The sequence below is a fragment of the Hydrogenophaga laconesensis genome, from assembly GCF_031457235.1.
GTDB lineage: Bacteria > Pseudomonadota > Gammaproteobacteria > Burkholderiales > Burkholderiaceae_C > Hydrogenophaga > Hydrogenophaga laconesensis.
On sequence record NZ_JAVDWE010000006.1, the window covers coordinates 22,370 to 42,037 of the forward strand.

A 19,668-nucleotide genomic window follows, 5' to 3' on the forward strand; every position below is an offset into this window, starting at 1 on the left:
GACAGCCATTGAAACACCCGCCATGACCACGCCCACCGACCCCCGCCTCGACCCCACCCGCGTGATCCGCGCCCCGCGCGGCAACACGCTGCATTGCAAGAACTGGATCGCCGAGGCCGCGTTCCGCATGATCCAGAACAACCTGGACCCGGAGGTCGCCGAGAACCCCCGGCACCTCGTGGTGTATGGCGGCATCGGCCGTGCCGCACGCGACTGGGCCAGCTTCGACCAGATCCTCGCTTCGCTGAAAGACCTGAACGACGACGAGACCCTGCTGGTGCAGTCGGGCAAGCCAGTGGGGGTGTTCAAGACCCACGCCAACGCCCCGCGCGTGCTGCTGGCCAACAGCAACCTCGTGCCGAAGTGGGCCCACTGGGAGCATTTCAACGAGCTCGACCGCCAGGGCCTGTTCATGTACGGCCAGATGACGGCGGGCTCGTGGATCTACATCGGCAGCCAGGGCATCGTGCAGGGCACGTTCGAGACCTTCGTCGAAGCGGGCCGGCAGCACTACGGCAACGATCTTTCGGGGCGCTGGATTCTCACGGCGGGCCTGGGTGGCATGGGCGGCGCGCAACCTCTGGCCGCGACACTGGCGGGCGCGTGCTCGCTCACCGTCGAATGCCAGCAAAGCAGCATCGACTTCCGCCTGCGCACGCGCTATGTGGACAAGCAGGCCAGGAACATCGATGACGCCCTCGCCCTCATCCAGCACCACACGGCGAAGAAGGAGGCGGTCTCCGTCGCCCTGCTCGGCAATGCGGCCGAGGTGCTGCCCGAACTGGTGCGGCGCGCCAGGGCCGGCGGGCTCAGGCCCGATCTCGTGACCGACCAGACCTCCGCCCACGACCTCATCAACGGCTACCTGCCTGCGGGCTGGGACCTGGCGCACTGGAAATCGGCGCAGCGAGACCCTGCGCAGCACGCCCGGCTGACCGCCGCCGCCGCCCGAAGCTGTGCCGTGCATGTGCAGGCCATGCTGGACTTCCAGGCCTTGGGCGTGCCCACGGTGGACTATGGCAACAACATCCGGCAGGTGGCCTTCGACCAGGGCGTGGGCAACGCCTTCGATTTCCCGGGCTTCGTGCCGGCCTATATCCGCCCGCTGTTCTGCGAGGGCAAGGGGCCGTTCCGCTGGGTGGCACTTTCGGGTGACCCCGAAGACATCCACAAGACCGACGCGAAGATCAAGGAGCTGTTTCCCGACAACCACCACACCCACCGCTGGCTCGACATGGCACGCGAACGCATCGCCTTCCAGGGCCTGCCGGCGCGCATCTGCTGGCTGGGCCTGGGCGAGCGCCACCGCGCCGGGCTCGCGTTCAACGAGATGGTGCGCAAGGGCGAGCTGAAAGCCCCCGTCGTGATCGGCCGCGACCACCTGGATACCGGCTCCGTGGCCAGCCCCAACCGGGAAACCGAAGGCATGAAGGACGGCACCGACGCGGTGAGCGACTGGCCCTTGCTCAACGCCCTGCTCAACACCGCCGGTGGTGCCAGCTGGGTCAGCCTGCACCACGGCGGCGGCGTGGGCATGGGTTATTCACAGCACGCGGGCATGGTGATCGTGGCCGACGGCAGCGATGCCGCAGCCGAGCGCCTGGCGCGCGTGCTGGTGAACGACTGCGGTTCGGGTGTGATGCGCCATGCCGACGCAGGCTACGAACTGGCCGTGGCGACCGCGAAGAAACACGGCCTGAAACTCCCGATGGTGGCCTGAACGCCCGCAAGAGACACTTCCTTTCCATGAACCTCGCTCTCACGCTCCAACCTGGTCAGCTGTCGCTGGCCGACCTTCGCAGCATCTGGCGGCAATCCATCAAGGTGGAACTGGCGGACAGCGCCCGCCCTGGCATCGAAGCCTCCGCCGCCACCATCGACGCCATCGTGCAGAAGGGCGACGCGGCCTACGGCATCAACACGGGCTTCGGCAAGCTCGCCCGCACGCGCATCCCAGACGAACAGCTCGAACGCCTGCAGCGCAACCTGATCCTCTCCCACTCGGTGGGCACTGGCGACCCCATGAGCGACGCCACGGTGCGGCTGGTCGTGCTGATGAAGGCGGCCAGCCTGGCACGCGGCCACTCGGGCGTTCGCCCCGTGGTCATCGACACCCTGCTCGCCCTGCTCAACGCGGGCATCTCGCCATTGATCCCGGTCAAGGGTTCGGTGGGTGCGTCGGGCGACCTCGCACCGCTGTCGCACATGACGCTCGCCCTCATGGGTGAAGGCGACGTACTGGTGCGGGGGCAGCGCGTGTCTGCCGCGTCGGCCCTTCAGCAGGCGGGCATCGCGCCGATCGCGCTTGCGGCCAAGGAGGGCCTGGCCCTCATCAATGGCACCCAGGTCTCCACCGCGCTGGCGCTGCACGGCCTCTTCATGGCCGAACGCCTGCTGGAGGCCGGCACCGTTATCGGCGCGCTGTGCGTCGACGCCGCCAAGGGCAGCGATGCACCGTTCGACCCGCGCATCCACGCCGTGCGCGGCCAGCCCGGCCAGATCGCCGTGGCCGCCGCCACGCGCGCCTTGCTCGCCGGCAGCGAGATCCGACGCTCCCACCTGGACAACGACGAGCGCGTGCAAGACCCCTACAGCCTGCGCTGCCAGCCCCAGGTCATGGGCGCCTGCCGTGACCTCATCGGCCATGCCGCGCGCACGTTGCTCGTCGAGGCCAACGCCATCACCGACAACCCCCTGGTCTTCACCGACACGAACGAGGTGATCTCGGGCGGCAACTTCCACGCCGAGCCCGTGGCCTTCGCCGCCGACGCGCTGGCCCTGGCCATTGCCGAGATCGGCGCCATCTCCGAACGCCGCATCGCGCTGCTGATCGACAGCACACTCTCCGGCCTGCCCCCCTTCCTGGTGGACAACCCGGGTTTGAACTCCGGCTTCATGATCGCGCACGTCACCGCCGCCGCGCTCGCCTCGGAAAACAAGTCGCACGCGCATCCGGCCAGCGTGGACAGCCTGCCCACCAGCGCCAACCAGGAAGATCATGTGAGCATGGCCACCTACGCCGGTCGCCGTCTTGACGAGATGGCGCGCAACACCGCGACCATCCTCGGCATCGAGTGGCTGGCGGCTGCTCAGGGCGTGGACTTCCACCGGCCGCTGACCACCAGCCCACACCTGGCGCGCACCCATGCCCTGCTGCGCAGGCAGGTGCCCTTCTATGCACAGGACCGCCTGTTCGCCCCCGATATCGAAGCCGCGCTGCAGCTCGTGCTGCGAGGCGACGCGAGCGCAGAACAGCCCGATCTCTGTGCCGCCATCTGGACATGACCGGCAGCACACTCTGGCGCAATGCCCGCCTGGCCACACTCGACCCTGCTCAGGGCGGTGACGGCTGGGGCCTGGTCGAACACGGTGCGCTGCTCACCGAGGGCAACCGCATCGCCTGGGTGGGGACCATCCATGATCTGCCCGCCCAGGCCGCCCCCGATCAGGAAGTGGACCTCGGCGGTGCGCTCGTCACCCCCGGCCTGGTGGACTGTCACACCCATCTGGTCTACGGCGGCCACCGCGCGGCCGAATTCGAACAGCGTCTGCAAGGCATGAGCTACGAGGCCATCGCACGCGCGGGTGGCGGCATCCGCTCCAGCGTGGCAGCCACGCGCGCCGCCAGCGAAGACCATCTGTTGGCTTCAGCCGCGCAGCGCGCAGAAGGCCTCATGGCCGAGGGCGTGACCACGCTGGAAATCAAGTCCGGCTACGGCCTGTCGCTGGAGGCCGAGGCACGGTGCCTGCGCGTGGCGCGCCGGCTGGGCGCCGAACTGCCGCTCGACGTGCGCACGACCTTCCTGGGCGCACACACCCTGCCGCCCGAATTCGAAGGCCGCGCCGACGACTACATCGACGCCATCTGCACCTGGCTGCCCGAACTGCAGGCCCAGGGCCTGGTGGACGCGGTCGATGCGTTCTGCGAACACATCGGCTTTACGCGCGAGCAGACGCGCCGCGTGTTCGAAGCGGCGCAATGCCTGGGCCTGCCCGTCAAGCTGCACGCGGAACAGCTGTCCGACCAGGGTGGCGCCGCGCTCGCGGCATCGTTCGGTGCGCTCTCGTGCGATCACCTCGAGCACCTGAGCCCCGAGGGCATCGCGGCGATGCGCGCGGCCGGCACGGTGGCGGTGCTGCTGCCAGGCGCCTACCACACGCTGCGAGAAACACGCCTGCCACCCATCGAGGCCCTGCGATCGGCAGGTGTTCCCATGGCCGTCGCCACCGACCACAACCCGGGCACTTCGCCCGGGCTATCGCTCCTGCTCATGGCCAGCATGGCCTGCACATTGTTCCGCCTCACACCGCTGGAAGCAGTGCAAGGCATCACGATGAACGCGGCGCGCGCGCTCGGCCTGCCGGACCGCGGCCAGCTCGCCGCCGGACAACGCGCCGACTTCGTGGCGTGGCGCCTCGGGCATCCGAACGAGCTGGCGTACTGGTTCGGCCACAACCCGTGCCAGCGCGTGGTGTCCAATGGATGCGAAAGGAGCAACCCATGGGCATGACACCGCCATTCAAATGGGAGGGCCGCACGGACCCGGAGGAGATCGGCATCAGCACCCGCTGGCATGAGAAAGTGCGGCCGGCGGACGCGCACGCCCGGGGCGGCATCACGCTGATCGGCTTTCCGGTGGACGAAGGCGTGCGCCGCAACAGCGGGCGCGGGGGCGCGGCGCACGGGCCCGAAGCGCTGCGCCAGGCCCTGTGCAACACCCCGGTGCTCGGTGAGCCCGCCGTGTGGGACGCGGGCGATGTGGCCTGCGAAGATGGTCAGCTGGAAAGCGCGCAGGCCGCGCTCGGTGAGCGCGTGGCCGACGCCATGGCCCGAGGCAGCCTGCCGCTGGTGCTGGGCGGCGGCCACGAAATGGCCTGGGGGACGTTCCAGGGTGTGGTGAAGCACCACCCCGATGCCAGCCGTTTGCTGGTGGTCAACCTCGACGCACACTTCGATCTGCGCATGGCCCGCCAGGCCAACTCTGGGACACCCTTTCGGCAGATGCACGAATGGTGCATGGCGAACGGCCACGCCTTCAACTACCGGGTGTTCGGCATCAGCCGCTTTTCCAACACGCAGGCCCTGTTCGACCGCGCGAACACCATCGGTGCGCGTTACTGGCTCGACGACAGCCTGCAGGACGCCACGGGCCTGCACGACGCGCAGCAGGCACTAGCCGTCGACCTCGCGCGCAGCGATGCGGTCTATCTCACTGTCTGCATGGACGTGCTCCCCGGGGCACAGGCACCCGGCGTGTCAGGGCCGGCGGTGCTGGGTGTGCCGCTCGCTCACGTGGAACGGCTGATCGATCAGGTGATGGCTTCGGGCCGCGTGGTGGCGGCGGACATCGCGGAGCTCAACCCTTCATTCGACCGGGACCGGATCACGGCGCGGCTGGCGGCACGGCTGGCGGCGCGCATCGCGCGCAACCGCCGCGCCTGAGCACGGGCTTCAACGGCGCCTGTCGTGGCGGTCCCACCCGTGCCGGTGTCCATGGCGATGGCCTTCCCAGCGTGGGGCGGGACCCCATCCGGAGCGGTAGACCGGGCGCGGTGCGTAATAGACCGGCGGCGGGCTGTAGTAGATGGGCCGCGGAGCGTAGTACACGGGCGGAGGCCCGTAATACACCGGGGCTGGCGCGTAATACACGGGCGGCGCGCTCGACGCGCCCACCACGACACCGGGAACATTCACACCGATGGACCAGTGCACGTCGCTGCGCGCATGGGCCTGGGAGCCCATTGCCGACAGGGCCCAGGCACCGGCGGCGATGGCGGCGATGGAGAGGCCTCGGGCCACGGCCGAGGTGCGGCTCCAGGGGGTTTTCAAGGTCTGCGTGTTCATGTGGGGCTCCAGTTGAAGGGTGGTCTCGCACCCCGTGACGCTATTACAAGGAAATCCGCGTTAACCTGTTCCACATGCTCGGTCAAAGTCGTTGCCAGACGTAACACCCGGCCCATCTTTACATTGAAATCTCCATGAAAACCCTTAAGCCACCCACCGCTCAGGACGTGCTCGACTTCTGGCTGGGCGACGGTCTGGAGCGCGGCTGGTGCTCGGACAAGCGCGACGAACTCTGGTTCGGCGGCAGCCCCTCGATCGACAAACAGATCCAGGAACGCTTCGGCCCGCTGGTGGAGGAAGCGGTGAACGGCGGCTTGGCAGAGTGGGAGACGCGCATCGACACCCGACTGGCCCTGGTGCTGGTGCTGGACCAGTTCACCCGCAACGTGTACCGGGGCCAGGCACGCGCCTTCGCGGGCGACCAGCGGGCGCAGCAACTCTCACTGGACGCACACGCAAGCGGCATGGACGCCGAGTTGGCCACCGTGGGCATGGTGTTCCTCAGCATGCCGCTCATGCACGCGGAAGACCTGGCCCTGCAGGCCGAAAGCGTGCTGCGCTTCCAGCGCCTGCTTGACACCTGCGCACCCGAACTGCGCGATACGCTGGCGAACAACCTCGAATTCGCGCGGTTGCACCGCGACATCGTGGAGAAGTTCGGGCGTTTTCCGTACCGCAACGCCGTGCTGGGACGCACCAGCACACCCGAGGAAGAAGCCTTTCTGAAAGACGGACCCCGATTCGGGCAGTGAGCCTCGTCACAAAAACGACACATCGACGTCACGGCGACGTCATGGCGCGTTTCTACAACCGTGGGTTTCCACCACAACGTAGAGACCGCCGATGCGCCCCCTGACCAACTCGCCCGCGACCCGCCTGTTCACCGTCACGCTGCTCATGACCGCCGTGCTTGCCGCCTGCGGCGGCGGCAGCGACGCACCGGCACCCACCACCCCGACCACGCCCACACCGGAAGCCACGCCAGTGAGCCTGCGGCTGGAGAAGATCGGTTCCTACAGCACCGGCCAGTACGAAGTGAGCGCGGCGGAAATCCCGGCCTTTGACGCCGCCAGCCGCCGCCTGTTCGTCGTCAATGCGCAGCTGGGTGCCGTCGACGTGCTGGATATGGGCAACCCCGCTAGCCCGACGAAGATCGGCGCGATCGACGCCACCACCGTGCTCGCTGGCGCTTCCATCAACAGCGTGGCCGTTCACAACGGCATCGTGGCCGTGGCCATCCAGGCCGCCGTGAAGACCGACAACGGCCGCATGGCGCTGTACCGAGCGAGCGACCTCACCCTGCTCGGCTCCGTCGCCGTCGGCGCCCTGCCCGACATGCTCACCTTCACGCCCGATGGCAACACCGTGCTGGTGGCCAACGAAGGCGAGCCGAGCGACGACTACCAGATCGACCCCGAAGGCAGCGTGAGCATCATCGACGTGCGCAACCCCGCCGCGCTGGTGGAGCGCAAGGCCACGTTCACCGCGTTCAACAGCCAGGCCGCCACCCTGCGCGCCGCTGGCGTGCGCATCTACGGCCCGAACGCCACCGTCGCGCAAGACCTGGAGCCCGAGTACATCGCCGTCTCCGCCGATGGCACCACCGCGTGGGTGACGCTGCAGGAGAACAACGCCTTTGCCAAGTTGAACATCGCCAGCGCCACGGTCACGGACATCCTGCCCCTGGGTTACAAGGACCACGGCGTGGCCGGCAACGAGCTCGACGCGTCGGACACCGAAGGCGGCGCCATCACCATCCGCACCTGGCCTGGCGTGTACGGCATGTACCAGCCCGATGCCCTGGCCTCTTACACGGTGGGCGGCCAGACCTACCTCGTGACCGCCAACGAAGGGGACGCGCGTGCCTGGGGTGAAGACAACGCCGCCTACTGGGCCGGTGACGCCAGCCAGGGCTTCGTGGAGGAGTTCCGCGTCAAGCACCTGATCAACCGCAACGGCTGGTCGGGCCGGGCTGGCGATGACCTGCCGCCCCAGCTCAACGCCATGGCCGCGGGTGGGCTGCTCGACCCGGCCGTGTTCGGCTACTGCGGTGCCGTCGCGGGCAACCCCATGGGCTGCCGGGACGATGCCAACCTGGGCCGCCTGAACATCACCTGGACCATGGGCTACCGCACCAACCCCGATGGCTCACCGATGATGTTCACCGCCGCCGGCGTGCAGGACCCGACCGGCAACCGCCTCATGTACGACAGGCTCTACAGCTATGGTGGCCGCTCCTTCAGCATCTGGAACGCCAACGGCGGCCTGGTGTGGGACTCGGGCGCGGAGGTCGAGAAATTCCTCGCCAGCCCCGAGTGCATGCTCGGCCAGGCGCGCAACATCCCCTGCGCGGACTTCTTCAACTCGGGCCACAACGAAGGCAACGCCAAGGACAGCCGCAGCGACGCCAAGGGCCCGGAACCCGAAGGCATCGCGCTGGGCCAGATCGGCAACAAGACCTTCGCCTTCATCGGCCTGGAGCGCATGGGCGGCGTGCTGGTGTACGACATCACCACCCCGACCGCACCGGTCCGCGTGGACTACCTCAACACCCGCAACGAGTGGGTGACCCAGCCGAGCGCAGCCAACCTGGCAACCGTCGGCGACCTCGGCCCCGAAGGCCTGGTGTTCATCCCCGCCTCGCGTTCGCCGAACGGCCGACCGCTGCTGGTGGTGGGCAACGAAGTGAGCGGCACCACCTCGGTGCTGCAGTTGAATCTGAGCTATTGAGGGGGCGCCCCCCGCGCGCCTTCGGCGCTCCCCCCTCTCTCGCCTGCGGCGGGAGGGGGGCGGCACCTGGGGCCGGCAGAGCCGGACCCTCGGTGCCCCTGGTCCCTTCTCACTCGTTGCGTGCCAGCGGCTTCAGCGCCGCTGGCAGCCAGCCGACGAGGCGGTCATGGATGGCCGCCTCGTTGCGCTGCCACCAGATGCCCAGCGCCACCACGCCCAGGCCGAGCAGGGTGAGCGCGAAAGGGAACAGCAGGCTGTCCTCGAACACACGGTATGCGAGGTAGCCCAGGTAGCTCGCCACGCCGATGGCGCCCAGCACGGTGAACACGCGCCGGCCGATGGCCGCGCCCAGGAACACCAGGAACACGTTGATGAGCGCGTACAGCAGCTTGTTGAGTTCCGAGTCGCTGTCGCGCAGGCTCAGGCCGCACCAGAACATGATGGCGCCGAACAGGTAGAGCCAGAAGGCGAAGTCCTGCCGGTCCTCTTCGTTCTCGGCAGCGCGGGTGCGAAGGTCCACCCACACGGCGATGCCGCAGGTCGCCAGGCCGAACACCAGCGACATGTCGCGCGTGAACTGCCAGTCGAAGCCGTCGAGCTGCATCAGCATGTGCGTCACGTCCACGCAGAGGTACCAGAGGGTCACAGCCACCGGCATCACCATGAACGGTAGCTTGTAACGGTACAGCAGCACCACGGCCACGATCAGCGTGGCGAATTCCAGCGTGAGCCAGCGCCAGTCGATGTAGCGGTGGTAGTCGCGGTAGCTGTCGTGCGAACCTTCGGGCCACAGGCCGATGCCCGCCTGGAATGCCCACACCGCCAGCGGCACCAGGCACACGGCCAGCGTGGCCAGGATGCCGGCCGGCGTGCGCAGGCCTTTTTCCAGCAGATTGCCCGCCACCAGCAACGCGCCCGTGAAATAGCCCAGCGCCAGTACGAACACACCCCAGGCACCGAAAAGCTCCCAGCCCAGCGTCATGAACAGTGTCATGGCACCGATGGCCAGCATGCCGCCGAAGTAATACAGGGTGTTGGTGAAGCTGAACGCCGGGCCACGGTCCAGCGGCGGGCGCTTGCCGGGCACCGCCGGCTGGCTGGCGGCTTGGTCCTCCTGCGCCAGTTCGGCGGCGGTGGGTACCGCTGCCCCCTGGGCCGCCATCCCCCCCGCCGCCACCCGCAGCGGGCTGCCCGGCGCGGCCCAGGCGGCCCAGAGCGTGTGCGCCTCGGCCGGCGGAATCAGACCGCTCTCCACGGCCACTTCCACGTCACTCCAGCCGATCTGCACGCGCACCGACGGGAGGAACACGTCCTCCGCCTGCGTGATCTCCCAGCGGGGCGGCTCCTCCGTGGGCATGGTGTCGGGGTTGTCCTTGTTCATCTCGGCTTCCTCTTCCTCGTCCGGGAACAGGCACGATACCGGAAACCGCCCCGCTAGAACCAAAGTGCCAACCGGCGGAGCCGGTGCGCGACGGGCGGGATCAATAGAATGGCGCATGAGCTCCACCCACCCCAGCAACTCCCCCAGCACCCCCGCCACGGAAGGCGAACACAAGGTCAGCAACTTCCTGCGCCAGATCATCGAGAACGATCTGGACAAAGGCACCTACCAGAGCCGCCGCTGGGCGGGCAGCCCCGGCGACGCCGCGCACCACGCCCAGGGCGAGCCCGACCCGGCGAAGATCCGCACCCGCTTCCCCCCCGAGCCCAATGGCTACCTGCACGTCGGCCACGCCAAGAGCATCTGCCTGAACTTCGGCCTGGCGCGCGACTACGGCGGCGTGTGCCACATGCGCTTTGACGACACCAACCCGGAAAAGGAAGACACCGAGTACGTCAACAGCATCCTCGATGCCGTGAAATGGCTCGGCTTCAACTGGGAAGCCCACGGCCAGAACCACCTGTACCAGGCCAGCGACTACTTCGACTTCATGTACCGCGCCGCCGAATACCTCGTGGAAGCCGGCCACGCCTATGTGGACGAGCAGACCACCGAGCAGATGCGCCTGAACCGGGGCGACTTCTCCAAGCCCGGCGTGGACAGCCCCTTCCGAGGCCGCACGCCGGCCGAGAACCTGAAGCGCTTCCGCGAAATGCGCGACGGCCTGCACGAAGACGGCAGCATGGTGCTGCGCGCCAGGATCGACATGGCCAGCCCCAATATCAACCTGCGCGACCCGGCCATCTACCGCATCCGCCGCGCCACGCACCACAACACCGGCGACACCTGGTGCATCTACCCGATGTACACCTACGCGCACCCCATCGAGGACGCGCTGGAACAGATCACCCACAGCTTCTGCACGCTCGAATTCGAAGACCAGCGCCCGTTCTACGACTGGCTGCTGGAACGCCTGTGCGAAGGCGGCCTGCTGAAGAACCCGCCGCCCCGGCAGTACGAATTCGCCCGACTCAACCTCACCTACGTCATCACCAGCAAGCGCAAGCTCGCGCAACTGGTGTACGACCACAAGGTCAACGGCTGGGACGACCCGCGCATGCCCACCATCGTGGGCCTGCGCCGGCGCGGCTACACGCCCGAGAGCATCCAGCTCTTCGCCGAACGCATCGGCGTGACCAAGAGCGACTCGTGGATCGACTACAGCACGCTCGAAGGCTGCCTGCGCGAAGACCTGGAGAACAAGGCCCACCGCGGCATGGCCGTGCTCGACCCCGTCAAGCTCGTGCTCACAAACTGGGGCGAGGTGTTCGGCTCTGACGGCTACACCGAAGACTGCACCCAGCCCGCCCTGCCCCACAGCGCCATCGCCGAAGGCCAGACCCCGCCACCCGACCGCGTGTTCAAGATCGGCAAGGAAGTGTGGATCGAGCGCGAGGACTTCGAAGAGGCGCCACCCAAGGGCTACAAGCGCCTGTTCCCCGGCAACGTCGTGCGCCTCAAGGGCGGCTACGTCATCGAATGCACCGGCGTTGGCGCGAAAGACGCCAACGGCCAGGTGACCGAAGTGCACGCCAAGGTCATCCCCGACACCAAGAGCGGCACCCCCGGCGCCGACAGCGTGAAAGCCAAGGCCGCCATCACCTGGGTGAGCGCCGCCGACGGCGTGCAGGCCGAAGTGCGCCTGTACGACCGCCTGTTCCTCGACGCACACCCCGACGCTGGCGGCAAGGATTTCATCGAAGCCCTGAACCCGAACAGCCTGAAGGTGGTGACCGCATACGTGGAACCGTCACTGGCTGCGGCGAAGCCGGATGAGAAGTTCCAGTTCGAGCGGCATGGGTACTTTGTGGCGGACCGGAAGGACCATGTGGCTGGAAAGCCGGTGTTCAATCGGGTGACGGGGTTGAAAGATTCGTGGGGGAAATGACATGCTTGCCAACCTGACCCCATTCCTCCTCCACTGGGCCATCACCGCCCTTGCCCTCTGGGTGGCCAGCCACGTCTTCAAGGGCATCCAGTTCAGCAGCACCGCGTCGCTGGTGGTGTCTGCCCTGCTTCTGGGTCTGGCCAACGCCATCGTGCGGCCCTTGCTGGTCGTGCTCACGCTGCCCCTGACGGTGCTGACCTTCGGCATCTTCCTGCTCGTGATCAACGCGCTGATGCTCTTGCTGGTGGCGAAGATCGTGGACGGCTTCAAGATCAGCGGTTTCTGGACCGCGTTCTGGGCGAGCATCTTCATGGCGTTGCTGAGTTTTGTGCTCGGTGCGTTCTTGCTGGGTGGCTCGCCGGAGTTCACCATCGACACCAGCCCGAGCTCGGGTTCGGTCTGGCTTTGACAAGGAGCAAGGCATGAGCCGACTTCTCGGTTTGCTGGCCACCGCAGGCCTGGCACTCACGGCACACCTGGCCGTAGCTGCCAACGACGCCGCGCCGCTCAAGGGATGCGCGGCCAAGGTGGCCAACATCGAGAACGAGCTGATCCTTGCGAAATCCAGGGGACAAACCCGCAAGGCCAAAGGACTGGAAGACGCGCTGAGCGCTGCCAGGAAGTGTGACGACCAGACGCTGGCGGCCGAGCGCGAAAAGAAGGTGCGCGACGCCACGAACAAGGTGAGCGAGCGCGACGCGGAACTTCAGGAAGAGATTCGCGAGGGCAAGAAGAAGGACATTGCGAAGGCGCGCAAGAAACTGGCGGAAGCGCAGAGCGAGTTGACGGCGGCGAAGGCTGAGCTGGATCGCTGAGGCCGAAATGCCCCTCCATACCTAGCAGCGCAAATCGCGAAAGCGCTTGCGACTTTCAAACAGGGACTGCTGAGCCGTCTGCAGGTCTTGGGGGGTCGTCGCAGTGCGCTCGTTGGTTTCCTGGCTTGCGAGGCGGCTGTCCAGCAAGGCGCACTCCAACTTCGCTGCATGTGAAAGCTTGAAGCGACGATGCAATGTCTGGCGTTGTTCATGCTCCAACCCGGTAATGGGTCGCAGGGCTTCACTCATGGCTCTGTCATGCTCAGCCTTTCGAACGTCCGGGCCTTTACGGCTTTTCCCGCTGGACTTGTCCAGCCCCTGAGTGGGTGTCGTATCCAGCGCTTTCGCACCCACACAGGGCTCGTGCGAGTAGGAGACCTTTCCTTGCATTTCGCATCGATAAACAGTCTGCGCATGTAGGACTGAGCCAAGCAGCCCACACCCCATGAGCACCGCCAGTCGCCGCGATGAATGCGCTCGGCGCCCGCTTCCCCGATTGGTTGTCATTACTCCCTCCCCTCTTGTTGATCTGCGGCATCATGCCCGCGTCAATCAACAAAGCAAGCAGGGGGCTTCTCACATGGGCAGATCATCGTCCACTAAATCACGTCGCAGAAAGAACCGTCAGCCATTTCTGGAGAAGGGTTTGAGCGCCCTGGGACTGGGCGTTGCATTTCTGCTCATGTCGTTGTTTCTGTCCGCGAATCCGATGCTCAGCGCGGCGACCCGTGCGATTCAGATGCCGGCCTGGCTGGCCATCGGCATAGGGGTGCTCCTGTTGGGCATTCATTTCGTGGTGAAAGACAAGGGCGATGAAAGCAAGAAACCACTGCCCAAAGTCGCGCCACTGCTGAAAAGCGTGCCATCGGCCAGACCGACAGCGCAATACGAAGAGTCCGCCATCTGGCGGGCTTCCGCATCGTCAGAACCTGCAGACACATCCAAAGCATCACCCACACCAACAGAATGGGGCCCAGCAGTTTTCAAGGCCATCGAATGGCGGCGCTTCGAAGCGGTGTGTGAGGCGCTGTTCGCTCAAGCCGGGTTTGAGGCACGCACGCAGTCGCACGGTGCGGATGGCGGTGTGGACGTGTGGCTGTATTCGAAGCACATGCAGGGGCCCGCGTCGGTGGTGCAGTGCAAGCACTGGCTATCCAAGCCAGTTGGCGTGAAGGAGGTGCGTGAATTTTTCGGGGTGATGGCATCTCACCAGCTCAAGCGCGGTACCTACGCCACCACCTCGACCTTCACGCCGGATGCGGTGGATTTCGCGAGGCAGAACGGCATCCATCTGCTTGATGGCAAAGGCTTGCTGGCCCTGATCGGGCAACGCACGCCCGAGCAGCAACAAGCGCTTCTGGCGGTAGCGTTCGAAGGCGACTACGCGCGGCCAACGTGTGCGAGCTGTGGCATCAAGATGGTGGAGCGTGCCAACCGGCAGACGGGTTCACCCTTCTGGGGTTGCACCAACTACCCTCGCTGCAAGTCAAAGATCGCGATGTCCAGGCAAGCGGCTTGACCCCGGAGCGGCGCATCGGACAATCCAACCCACCATGCCCCGCCGCCGTCACCACCACGTCTACGTCATAGAGCTCTCCAAAGACGTGCTGCTGGAGCCGAAATTCCGCAAGAACAACCCTGGCTACATCGATGGCAAGCCCTGCGTCTACGTGGGCATGACGGGTCTGGACCCGGATGTGCGATTCGACAAGCACAAGGCGGGCATTCAGTGCAACGCGTATGTGTTCAGGTACGGCCTGCGGCTGCTGCCGGATCTGTACGAGGGGTTCAACCCGATGCGGTACGAGGACGCCGTCGAGAAGGAGATCGAGATCGGCATCGACCTGCGTTCGGCCGGTTTCGGCGTGTGGCAGGCCTGAAGGCCGGGCTCAGTTCGTGGCGCCGGCACCGAGCGCGTGGTCGTGCTGAACACGCAGCGCGCTACGCACCGCCGTGCGCAGGCCGCGCACGATGTCGTCGAGCGGCATGCTGGGTGTTCCCTGTTCGGGCAGCCAGGGCACGTGGATGAAGCCGCCCCGCGCATGACCCAGATCGGGCTGCGTGGCCAGGGCGTGCATGAGCCCGTAGAACACGTGGTTGCAGACGAAAGTGCCCGCAGTCTGTGACACCTCGGCCGCAACGCCCTCTTCACGCAACATGCCGAGCATGGCCTTGATGGGCAGGGTGGTGAAGTAGGCGGCGGGTGCGCCGGCCTGCACCGGTGTGTCCACCGGCTGCGCGCCCGCGTTGTCGGCAATGGGCGCGTCGTTCACGTTGATGGCCACGCGCTCCAGCGAGAGTGGCGCACGGCCACCGGCCTGGCCCACGCAGATCACCAGCGCGGGCCGGTGCTGGTGCAGCAGGGCCTGCAGTTCGCGCAACGAGGCGTCGAACACGGTGGGCAGCTGCGCGGCCACCACCGTGTGCCGGAGCACCTGGCGTCCATGCAGCGCCTTCACGGCCAGCCAGCTGGGGTTGATGGATTCGCCACCAAACGGCTCAAAGCCGGTGAGCAGGACCTTGTTCGGCATCCTGGCAATTTACCTCACGCAGTGCGTCGAGTTCGCGATGGGCCGCGCTGGTGCGGTCCAGCGGCGTGCCGCGCTTGGCGCTGAGGTAGTGGGTGGTGAACACGTCGAGCCAGTTCGCCAATGCGTGGGCGGCCTGCACCTCGCCCGCCAGCGCCAGGCACAGCGCGGCCACTTCGGAGGTGCAGAAGTGCGTTTCGCGCGATGAACGCCGCAGCCGGTAGTGGGACACCACGTCCTCGGGCTGCAGGCTGAGCACGGGCAAGGCATCAAGGTACGGGCTCTTGCGGAACATCTTGCGGGCTTCGGACCAGGTGCCGTCGAGCAAGACGAACAGCGGCTTCCTGCCATGCGCCTCCGGGGTGGATCCGGTGTGGGGGATGTCCGTGACCACGCGCTCCGGCGACACGAACTCGCCCGGGAACACCAGATACGGTTGCCATTGCGGATCGGCCAGGAGTGCCAGCAGGCCAGGGTCGACCGCCGTCCGGGACCAGCCGAATGCGTAGGTATCGGCCACGATGTCGGCCACCAGCCAGCCCGTGTTGCTGGGTTTGAGCGCTTCGATATCGCCCATGATGAGACATACCCCGGAACGGGTGTGCGCCTGCGGCCGCAGGGCGCACACGCAGTGGCTGGCGACCAGACGGCAGCCCTCACAGCGGCCCCCGCCCGAACCGCGCGCCACGAAGGGTTTGGCACTGGCGGCCAGGCGCACGGCACGAAGCCGTGAAACGGCATGCGCCGCCCTCCCGGGTGACGATGAAGATTGGATGGGAAAGACCATGGCAGGAATGTAGGCGCAAGGCACGCAGGTTTTTTTCTTACCCGGAATACCACCTGTCGCACCCGGAAGCACGGCCAGCCGGCCATTGTCCCGTCTGTCGCCCTGCGCGGTTTTCCAGGCGGCGCTTGCGCCATCATGGCGGGCACGTTTCCCATGACCAAGACATCCAGTTCCAAGAGCCGTTCCGGGCGCCGTCGCGCCCAGCGCCGCAGAGCGCACCCCCTGCTGTTCAATGGCGTCGGGGCGCTGGCGGCCGGCATCACCTTGTGGCTTGTATCGATCGCCATGAGCATCGACCACTCGCTCAAATCGGCCGCCCGGGCCTTGCTGGCACCGGCCTGGATGGCACTGGGGCTCGGTGTCGGGTTGCTGGTGCTGCATGTGCTGTCCAAGCGGCGCGCGCAAGCCGAGGCCGCCATGCTGCTGCGCCAGCATTCCACATTCCTCGAACCGATGCCGCGCCTCAAACCCCAGCCACGGCCCAAGGAAAGGGCCGCGTACACCGAGCAGCGCAGGCGCTCATCGGCCACGGGAAGGTAGCCGTTGTTCGCCCTCCCGTGAAAAACTTGACGGGGTGGCAACGCCCGGTGGCTGTGCAGTCCCCATAATCGGCGGATGCCCATTGCTGAAATTGCCGTCTGGTCTGCCATGCTGGGTGGCCTGTTCACCCTTGCCGGACTGGCATTGGCCGATCTGTTCAACGGTCGCAGCATTGGCGCCTGGCGCAACCTGCTGTTCGTGTCGATCACCGGCGCCAGCTGCGTGGTGATGACCGGGTTGCCCGAGGTGTTCTTTCCCGGCATGCCTGAACGCCTGTTGATGGTGCTCAAAGCGGGCCTGGGCCCCGCGGCCGGTGGCATGGGCCTGTATTACGTGGGCACCTGGCTGGGGGGCGCGCGCGAAGACGGGAAGGTGCACCGCCTCACCGCCATTGGAAGCGCGCTGCTGTTGTCCGCAGCCGTCATCCTGGTGGTGCTGGCCAGCCAGATCGATGCCGCAAACTTCCACCACCTGCTGGTGGCCACTGCCCTGGTGAACATGGTGCCCGTGCTCCTGGCGCTGTTCGCGGCGCTGCGGGCGGCACGCCGGGGTGATCCCCTCGCGCGGTGGATGGCCGTGGCCATCGGCTGCCTGGCCATCACCACGATCGGCCACTACCTCCGCGGGCTCGACGTGCCGCTGGGCCTGGGCGCCTGGATCTTCACGGCCGCGATCACGCTCATCTTCTTCCTCATGGCTTCCGTGCTGGCGTTGCTGCGCAACCGGCACAACCGCGAACTCAGCCGCCTTTCCCGCCTGCACCAGAGCACCGACCCGGCCACGGGCCTGTCCACCGGTTCTGCGCTGATCGCGGATGTGGAGCATGCGCTCTGGCGCGCCGCGCGCCTGGAGTGCAAGGCGGCGGTGCTGTGCCTGTATGTGAGCAACCTGTACGAGCTCGCCGATGTGGTGGGGCCCGGCTCGGAACATCAGATCCTGTCCACCGTGGCGGCACGCATCCGCCGTGCCGCAGGTTTTCGCTGTGTGGTTGGCCTGTACCACCCGCGCTGCTTTGTCGTCGTGCTCACGATGGATCCGCAACAGCCCCCCGTGAGCGCCACCGCAGCCCGCATGGTCCTGACGGTCTCGCATCCCATGGCGGTGCTCGACGAGCAGCGTGGACGCCACCTGTTCCGGCCGCGCATCGGCATGGGCGTCGTCCCGCTGGACCCGGCCCACGCCGTGCCCAACGACGTCATCAACGAAGCCGAGAGCCAGGCACTCGCGATGATCAATTCGATGCCGCGCGACGCGGACCACAGCGCCGAGACCGAGCCGGCTTCGCTCAACTGAGCGCATTGTCGGCGCGCCTTGCCGGACAATGCCCGCATGAACGCCAACATCATGCGCCTGAGCCCGGCTGCGGAGCGCAACAAGCGGCCCATCCTGTCGGTGCTCCAGCAGGTGCTGCCTGCACAAGCCCGGGTGCTGGAAATCGCTGCCGGTACCGGCCAGCACGCCGCCTTTTTCGCGGCTTCCATGCCCCATTGGCATTGGCAACCCACGGATGCCGTGGCGGACGCGCTGCCCTCCATTCGCGCGTGGGCGGCAGACGTCGGCACGGGCAATGTGCTGCCGCCACGGGTGCTCGACGTGATGACCCCTGCGTGGCCAGTGCAACCGGCGGCCTTCGATGGCATCTATTGCGCCAACATGCTGCACATCGCACCTTGGGCCACCTGCGCCGCGCTCATGCAGGGCGCGGCCAGGCACCTGGCACCACAGGGGGTGCTGATCACCTACGGCCCGTATCTGGAGGACGGCGTGCCCACCTCGGAAGGCAATCTTGCCTTCGACGCCAGCCTGCGCCACGAGAACGCCGCGTGGGGCATCCGGCGGCGGGAGGACGTGGAGCAGATGGCCCGCAAGGCCGGCCTGGTGCTGCGCGAGCGCCACGCGATGCCCGCCAACAACCTGCTGCTGGTCTGGGGACGGGAACCCTGAGCACCGTCCCGGGCTCCATCCGGGTATCACCGCACTCCACCTTCTGTCCCATGCTCAGGAATCTGAAAGACCTTTTCGACAATCTGACCGCCAGCCTGACCGCTCCCGCCGGCACGCAGGCGCCCGCCGAGCAGGAGCACACCCTGCAGCTGGCCACGGCCGTGTTGCTGGTGGAAGTGATGCGGGCCGAACCCGGCCTGCAGGACAGCGAGCGCGATGCGGTGCTGGCCGCGCTGCGCCGCAAATTTGCGCTGGAAGAAGACGAGTTGCAGCGCCTGCTGGAACTGGCCCACGAAACCGCCCGCACGTCCTACGACTACCAGCGCTTCACCCGCCTGATGAACGAGCGCTACACGCAGGAGCAGAAGATCCGTGTGGTGGAAGCCATGTGGGAAGTGGCCTTCGCCGACCACCACCTGGACGCGCACGAGCACCACGTCATCAGCAAGGTGGCTGGTCTGCTGCATGTGACACATGGCGAATACATCGCGGCCAAGCTGCACGCCCAGGCCGCCATGAAAGGTTGAAACGAAGGCATTCCCGGCCGAACAAGCCGGTACAGGACTTTGCCGTAGCGCAGTGTCGCGTTTACCGGAGATTCACACGCCGCAGAGACGATGGAGGCTCACCAACCCCAGGAGAAACCTCCATGAAACCCCGAAACCTTGTTGTGTATGTTCTGGCCGCTGCCTCGCTGGGCGTGAGTTCCCTGTCCTTCGCGCAAGGCCCCCGTTACGAACCCAGCCACATGCAACGCGTGGACGACCGGCGCGATGACCGCCGGGACTACCGGCATGACCGGCGCGATGATCGTCGCGATTTCCGGCATGACCGCCGGGACGACCGGCGCGATTTCCGCCCGGGCCCCGTGGTCAGGCACCACCACTACTACTACAACGCCCGTGGCCCGGAGTTCCGCCGCGGCGCCTACATCCCCCGGGAATACCGCAGCCGCCAGTACGTGGTGGTGAACCCCCGCGCCCACCACCTGTATGCGCCGCCACGCGGCCACCAGTGGGTGCAGGTGGGCAGCGACTACGTGCTCGTGGCCATCGCCACCGGCCTGATCGCCAACCTGATCTTCAACAACTGAGTACCGCCATCACCGCTCGAAAGGGGCGTGGCGCACCCGCCAGCGGGGGCCACGCCC

21 protein-coding genes are annotated in these 19,668 nt (G+C 66.8%); 16 read left to right on the plus strand and 5 right to left on the minus strand.

Annotated features, from left to right (window positions below; genetic code table 11):
- Positions 1-22 precede the first annotated feature (22 nt).
- From hutU to hutG, 4 genes are read left to right on the plus strand one after another with little or no spacing between them, the layout of a single operon-like run.
- Positions 23-1,720 (plus strand): urocanate hydratase, encoded by a 1,698-nt coding sequence (gene hutU / locus J2X09_RS11890; RefSeq protein WP_204733882.1) that lies wholly within the window; start codon positions 23-25, stop codon positions 1,718-1,720.
- A gap of 26 nt (positions 1,721-1,746) precedes the next feature.
- Entirely contained in the window at positions 1,747-3,285 is a 1,539-nt protein-coding gene (gene hutH, locus J2X09_RS11895; protein ID WP_204733881.1) for a histidine ammonia-lyase, read from the plus strand.
- Positions 3,282-4,511 (plus strand): imidazolonepropionase, encoded by a 1,230-nt coding sequence (hutI, locus tag J2X09_RS11900; protein ID WP_204733880.1) that lies wholly within the window; start codon positions 3,282-3,284, stop codon positions 4,509-4,511. The genes hutH and hutI overlap by 4 nt, the downstream gene beginning before the upstream one ends.
- The gene (gene hutG, locus J2X09_RS11905) at positions 4,508-5,443 is read left to right on the plus strand and encodes a formimidoylglutamase (protein ID WP_310308354.1); all 936 of its coding nucleotides are present in this window, start codon (positions 4,508-4,510) and stop codon (positions 5,441-5,443) included. The genes hutI and hutG overlap by 4 nt, the downstream gene beginning before the upstream one ends.
- Positions 5,444-5,452: 9 nt before the next feature.
- On the opposite strand, the gene J2X09_RS11910 is transcribed toward hutG, so the two are convergent.
- The gene (locus tag J2X09_RS11910) at positions 5,453-5,845 is read right to left on the minus strand and encodes a hypothetical protein (protein ID WP_204733878.1); all 393 of its coding nucleotides are present in this window, start codon (positions 5,843-5,845) and stop codon (positions 5,453-5,455) included.
- A gap of 134 nt (positions 5,846-5,979) precedes the next feature.
- On the opposite strand from J2X09_RS11910, the gene J2X09_RS11915 reads away from it, so the two are divergent.
- Entirely contained in the window at positions 5,980-6,597 is a 618-nt protein-coding gene (locus J2X09_RS11915; protein WP_204733877.1) for a DUF924 family protein, read from the plus strand.
- Positions 6,598-6,688: 91 nt separating this feature from the next.
- Positions 6,689-8,575, plus strand: coding sequence for a choice-of-anchor I family protein (locus J2X09_RS11920; RefSeq protein WP_204733876.1), 1,887 nt, complete (start codon positions 6,689-6,691; stop codon positions 8,573-8,575).
- 109 nt (positions 8,576-8,684) lie between these two features.
- Here J2X09_RS11920 and J2X09_RS11925 read toward each other — a convergent pair whose 3' ends face one another.
- Positions 8,685-9,956: a DUF2157 domain-containing protein gene (locus J2X09_RS11925; RefSeq protein ID WP_204733875.1), complete on the minus strand. Its 1,272-nt coding sequence runs from the start codon at positions 9,954-9,956 to the stop codon at positions 8,685-8,687.
- 115 nt (positions 9,957-10,071) lie between these two features.
- On the opposite strand from J2X09_RS11925, the gene J2X09_RS11930 reads away from it, so the two are divergent.
- From J2X09_RS11930 to J2X09_RS11940, 3 genes are read left to right on the plus strand one after another with little or no spacing between them, the layout of a single operon-like run.
- A complete protein-coding gene (locus tag J2X09_RS11930; RefSeq protein WP_204733874.1) occupies positions 10,072-11,904 on the plus strand; it encodes a glutamine--tRNA ligase/YqeY domain fusion protein in 1,833 nt (610 codons plus the stop codon).
- Between the two features lies 1 nt (position 11,905).
- Complete coding sequence (locus J2X09_RS11935) at positions 11,906-12,313, plus strand: phage holin family protein (RefSeq protein WP_204733873.1); 408 nt, start codon at positions 11,906-11,908, stop codon at positions 12,311-12,313.
- A gap of 13 nt (positions 12,314-12,326) precedes the next feature.
- Positions 12,327-12,719 (plus strand): DUF1090 domain-containing protein, encoded by a 393-nt coding sequence (locus tag J2X09_RS11940; protein ID WP_204733872.1) that lies wholly within the window; start codon positions 12,327-12,329, stop codon positions 12,717-12,719.
- Between the two features lie 21 nt (positions 12,720-12,740).
- On the opposite strand, the gene J2X09_RS11945 is transcribed toward J2X09_RS11940, so the two are convergent.
- The gene (locus J2X09_RS11945) at positions 12,741-12,968 is read right to left on the minus strand and encodes a hypothetical protein (protein ID WP_310308359.1); all 228 of its coding nucleotides are present in this window, start codon (positions 12,966-12,968) and stop codon (positions 12,741-12,743) included.
- 196 nt (positions 12,969-13,164) lie between these two features.
- Here J2X09_RS11945 and J2X09_RS11950 point away from each other — a divergent pair, with 196 nt between their 5' ends.
- Both J2X09_RS11950 and J2X09_RS11955 read left to right on the plus strand, forming a co-directional pair.
- Entirely contained in the window at positions 13,165-14,238 is a 1,074-nt protein-coding gene (locus J2X09_RS11950) for a restriction endonuclease (protein WP_310308361.1), read from the plus strand.
- Positions 14,239-14,272: 34 nt separating this feature from the next.
- Complete coding sequence (locus tag J2X09_RS11955) at positions 14,273-14,599, plus strand: hypothetical protein (RefSeq protein ID WP_204733870.1); 327 nt, start codon at positions 14,273-14,275, stop codon at positions 14,597-14,599.
- A gap of 9 nt (positions 14,600-14,608) precedes the next feature.
- On the opposite strand, the gene pcp is transcribed toward J2X09_RS11955, so the two are convergent.
- Positions 14,609-15,250 carry a pyroglutamyl-peptidase I gene (pcp, locus tag J2X09_RS11960; protein WP_204733869.1) on the minus strand — a complete coding sequence of 214 codons (642 nt, stop codon included), beginning with the start codon at positions 15,248-15,250 and terminating at the stop codon, positions 14,609-14,611.
- Positions 15,219-16,034 carry a tRNA-uridine aminocarboxypropyltransferase gene (locus tag J2X09_RS11965; RefSeq protein WP_204733868.1) on the minus strand — a complete coding sequence of 272 codons (816 nt, stop codon included), beginning with the start codon at positions 16,032-16,034 and terminating at the stop codon, positions 15,219-15,221. Before J2X09_RS11965 ends, pcp begins: the two co-directional genes overlap by 32 nt.
- A 153-nt stretch (positions 16,035-16,187) precedes the next feature.
- Between J2X09_RS11965 and J2X09_RS11970 the strand changes: the two genes are divergently transcribed.
- The 5 genes from J2X09_RS11970 (at position 16,188) to J2X09_RS11990 (ending at position 19,611) form a co-directional block, all read left to right on the plus strand.
- Positions 16,188-16,574 carry a hypothetical protein gene (locus tag J2X09_RS11970; RefSeq protein ID WP_204733867.1) on the plus strand — a complete coding sequence of 129 codons (387 nt, stop codon included), beginning with the start codon at positions 16,188-16,190 and terminating at the stop codon, positions 16,572-16,574.
- Positions 16,575-16,649: 75 nt separating this feature from the next.
- Complete coding sequence (locus J2X09_RS11975; protein WP_204733866.1) at positions 16,650-17,867, plus strand: GGDEF domain-containing protein; 1,218 nt, start codon at positions 16,650-16,652, stop codon at positions 17,865-17,867.
- Positions 17,868-17,903: 36 nt separating this feature from the next.
- Positions 17,904-18,518 (plus strand): DUF938 domain-containing protein, encoded by a 615-nt coding sequence (locus J2X09_RS11980; protein WP_204733865.1) that lies wholly within the window; start codon positions 17,904-17,906, stop codon positions 18,516-18,518.
- A gap of 50 nt (positions 18,519-18,568) precedes the next feature.
- The gene (locus J2X09_RS11985) at positions 18,569-19,045 is read left to right on the plus strand and encodes a tellurite resistance TerB family protein (protein ID WP_204733864.1); all 477 of its coding nucleotides are present in this window, start codon (positions 18,569-18,571) and stop codon (positions 19,043-19,045) included.
- Between the two features lie 122 nt (positions 19,046-19,167).
- A complete protein-coding gene (locus tag J2X09_RS11990) occupies positions 19,168-19,611 on the plus strand; it encodes an RcnB family protein (RefSeq protein WP_204733863.1) in 444 nt (147 codons plus the stop codon).
- The last annotated feature ends 57 nt before the right edge of the window (positions 19,612-19,668 follow it).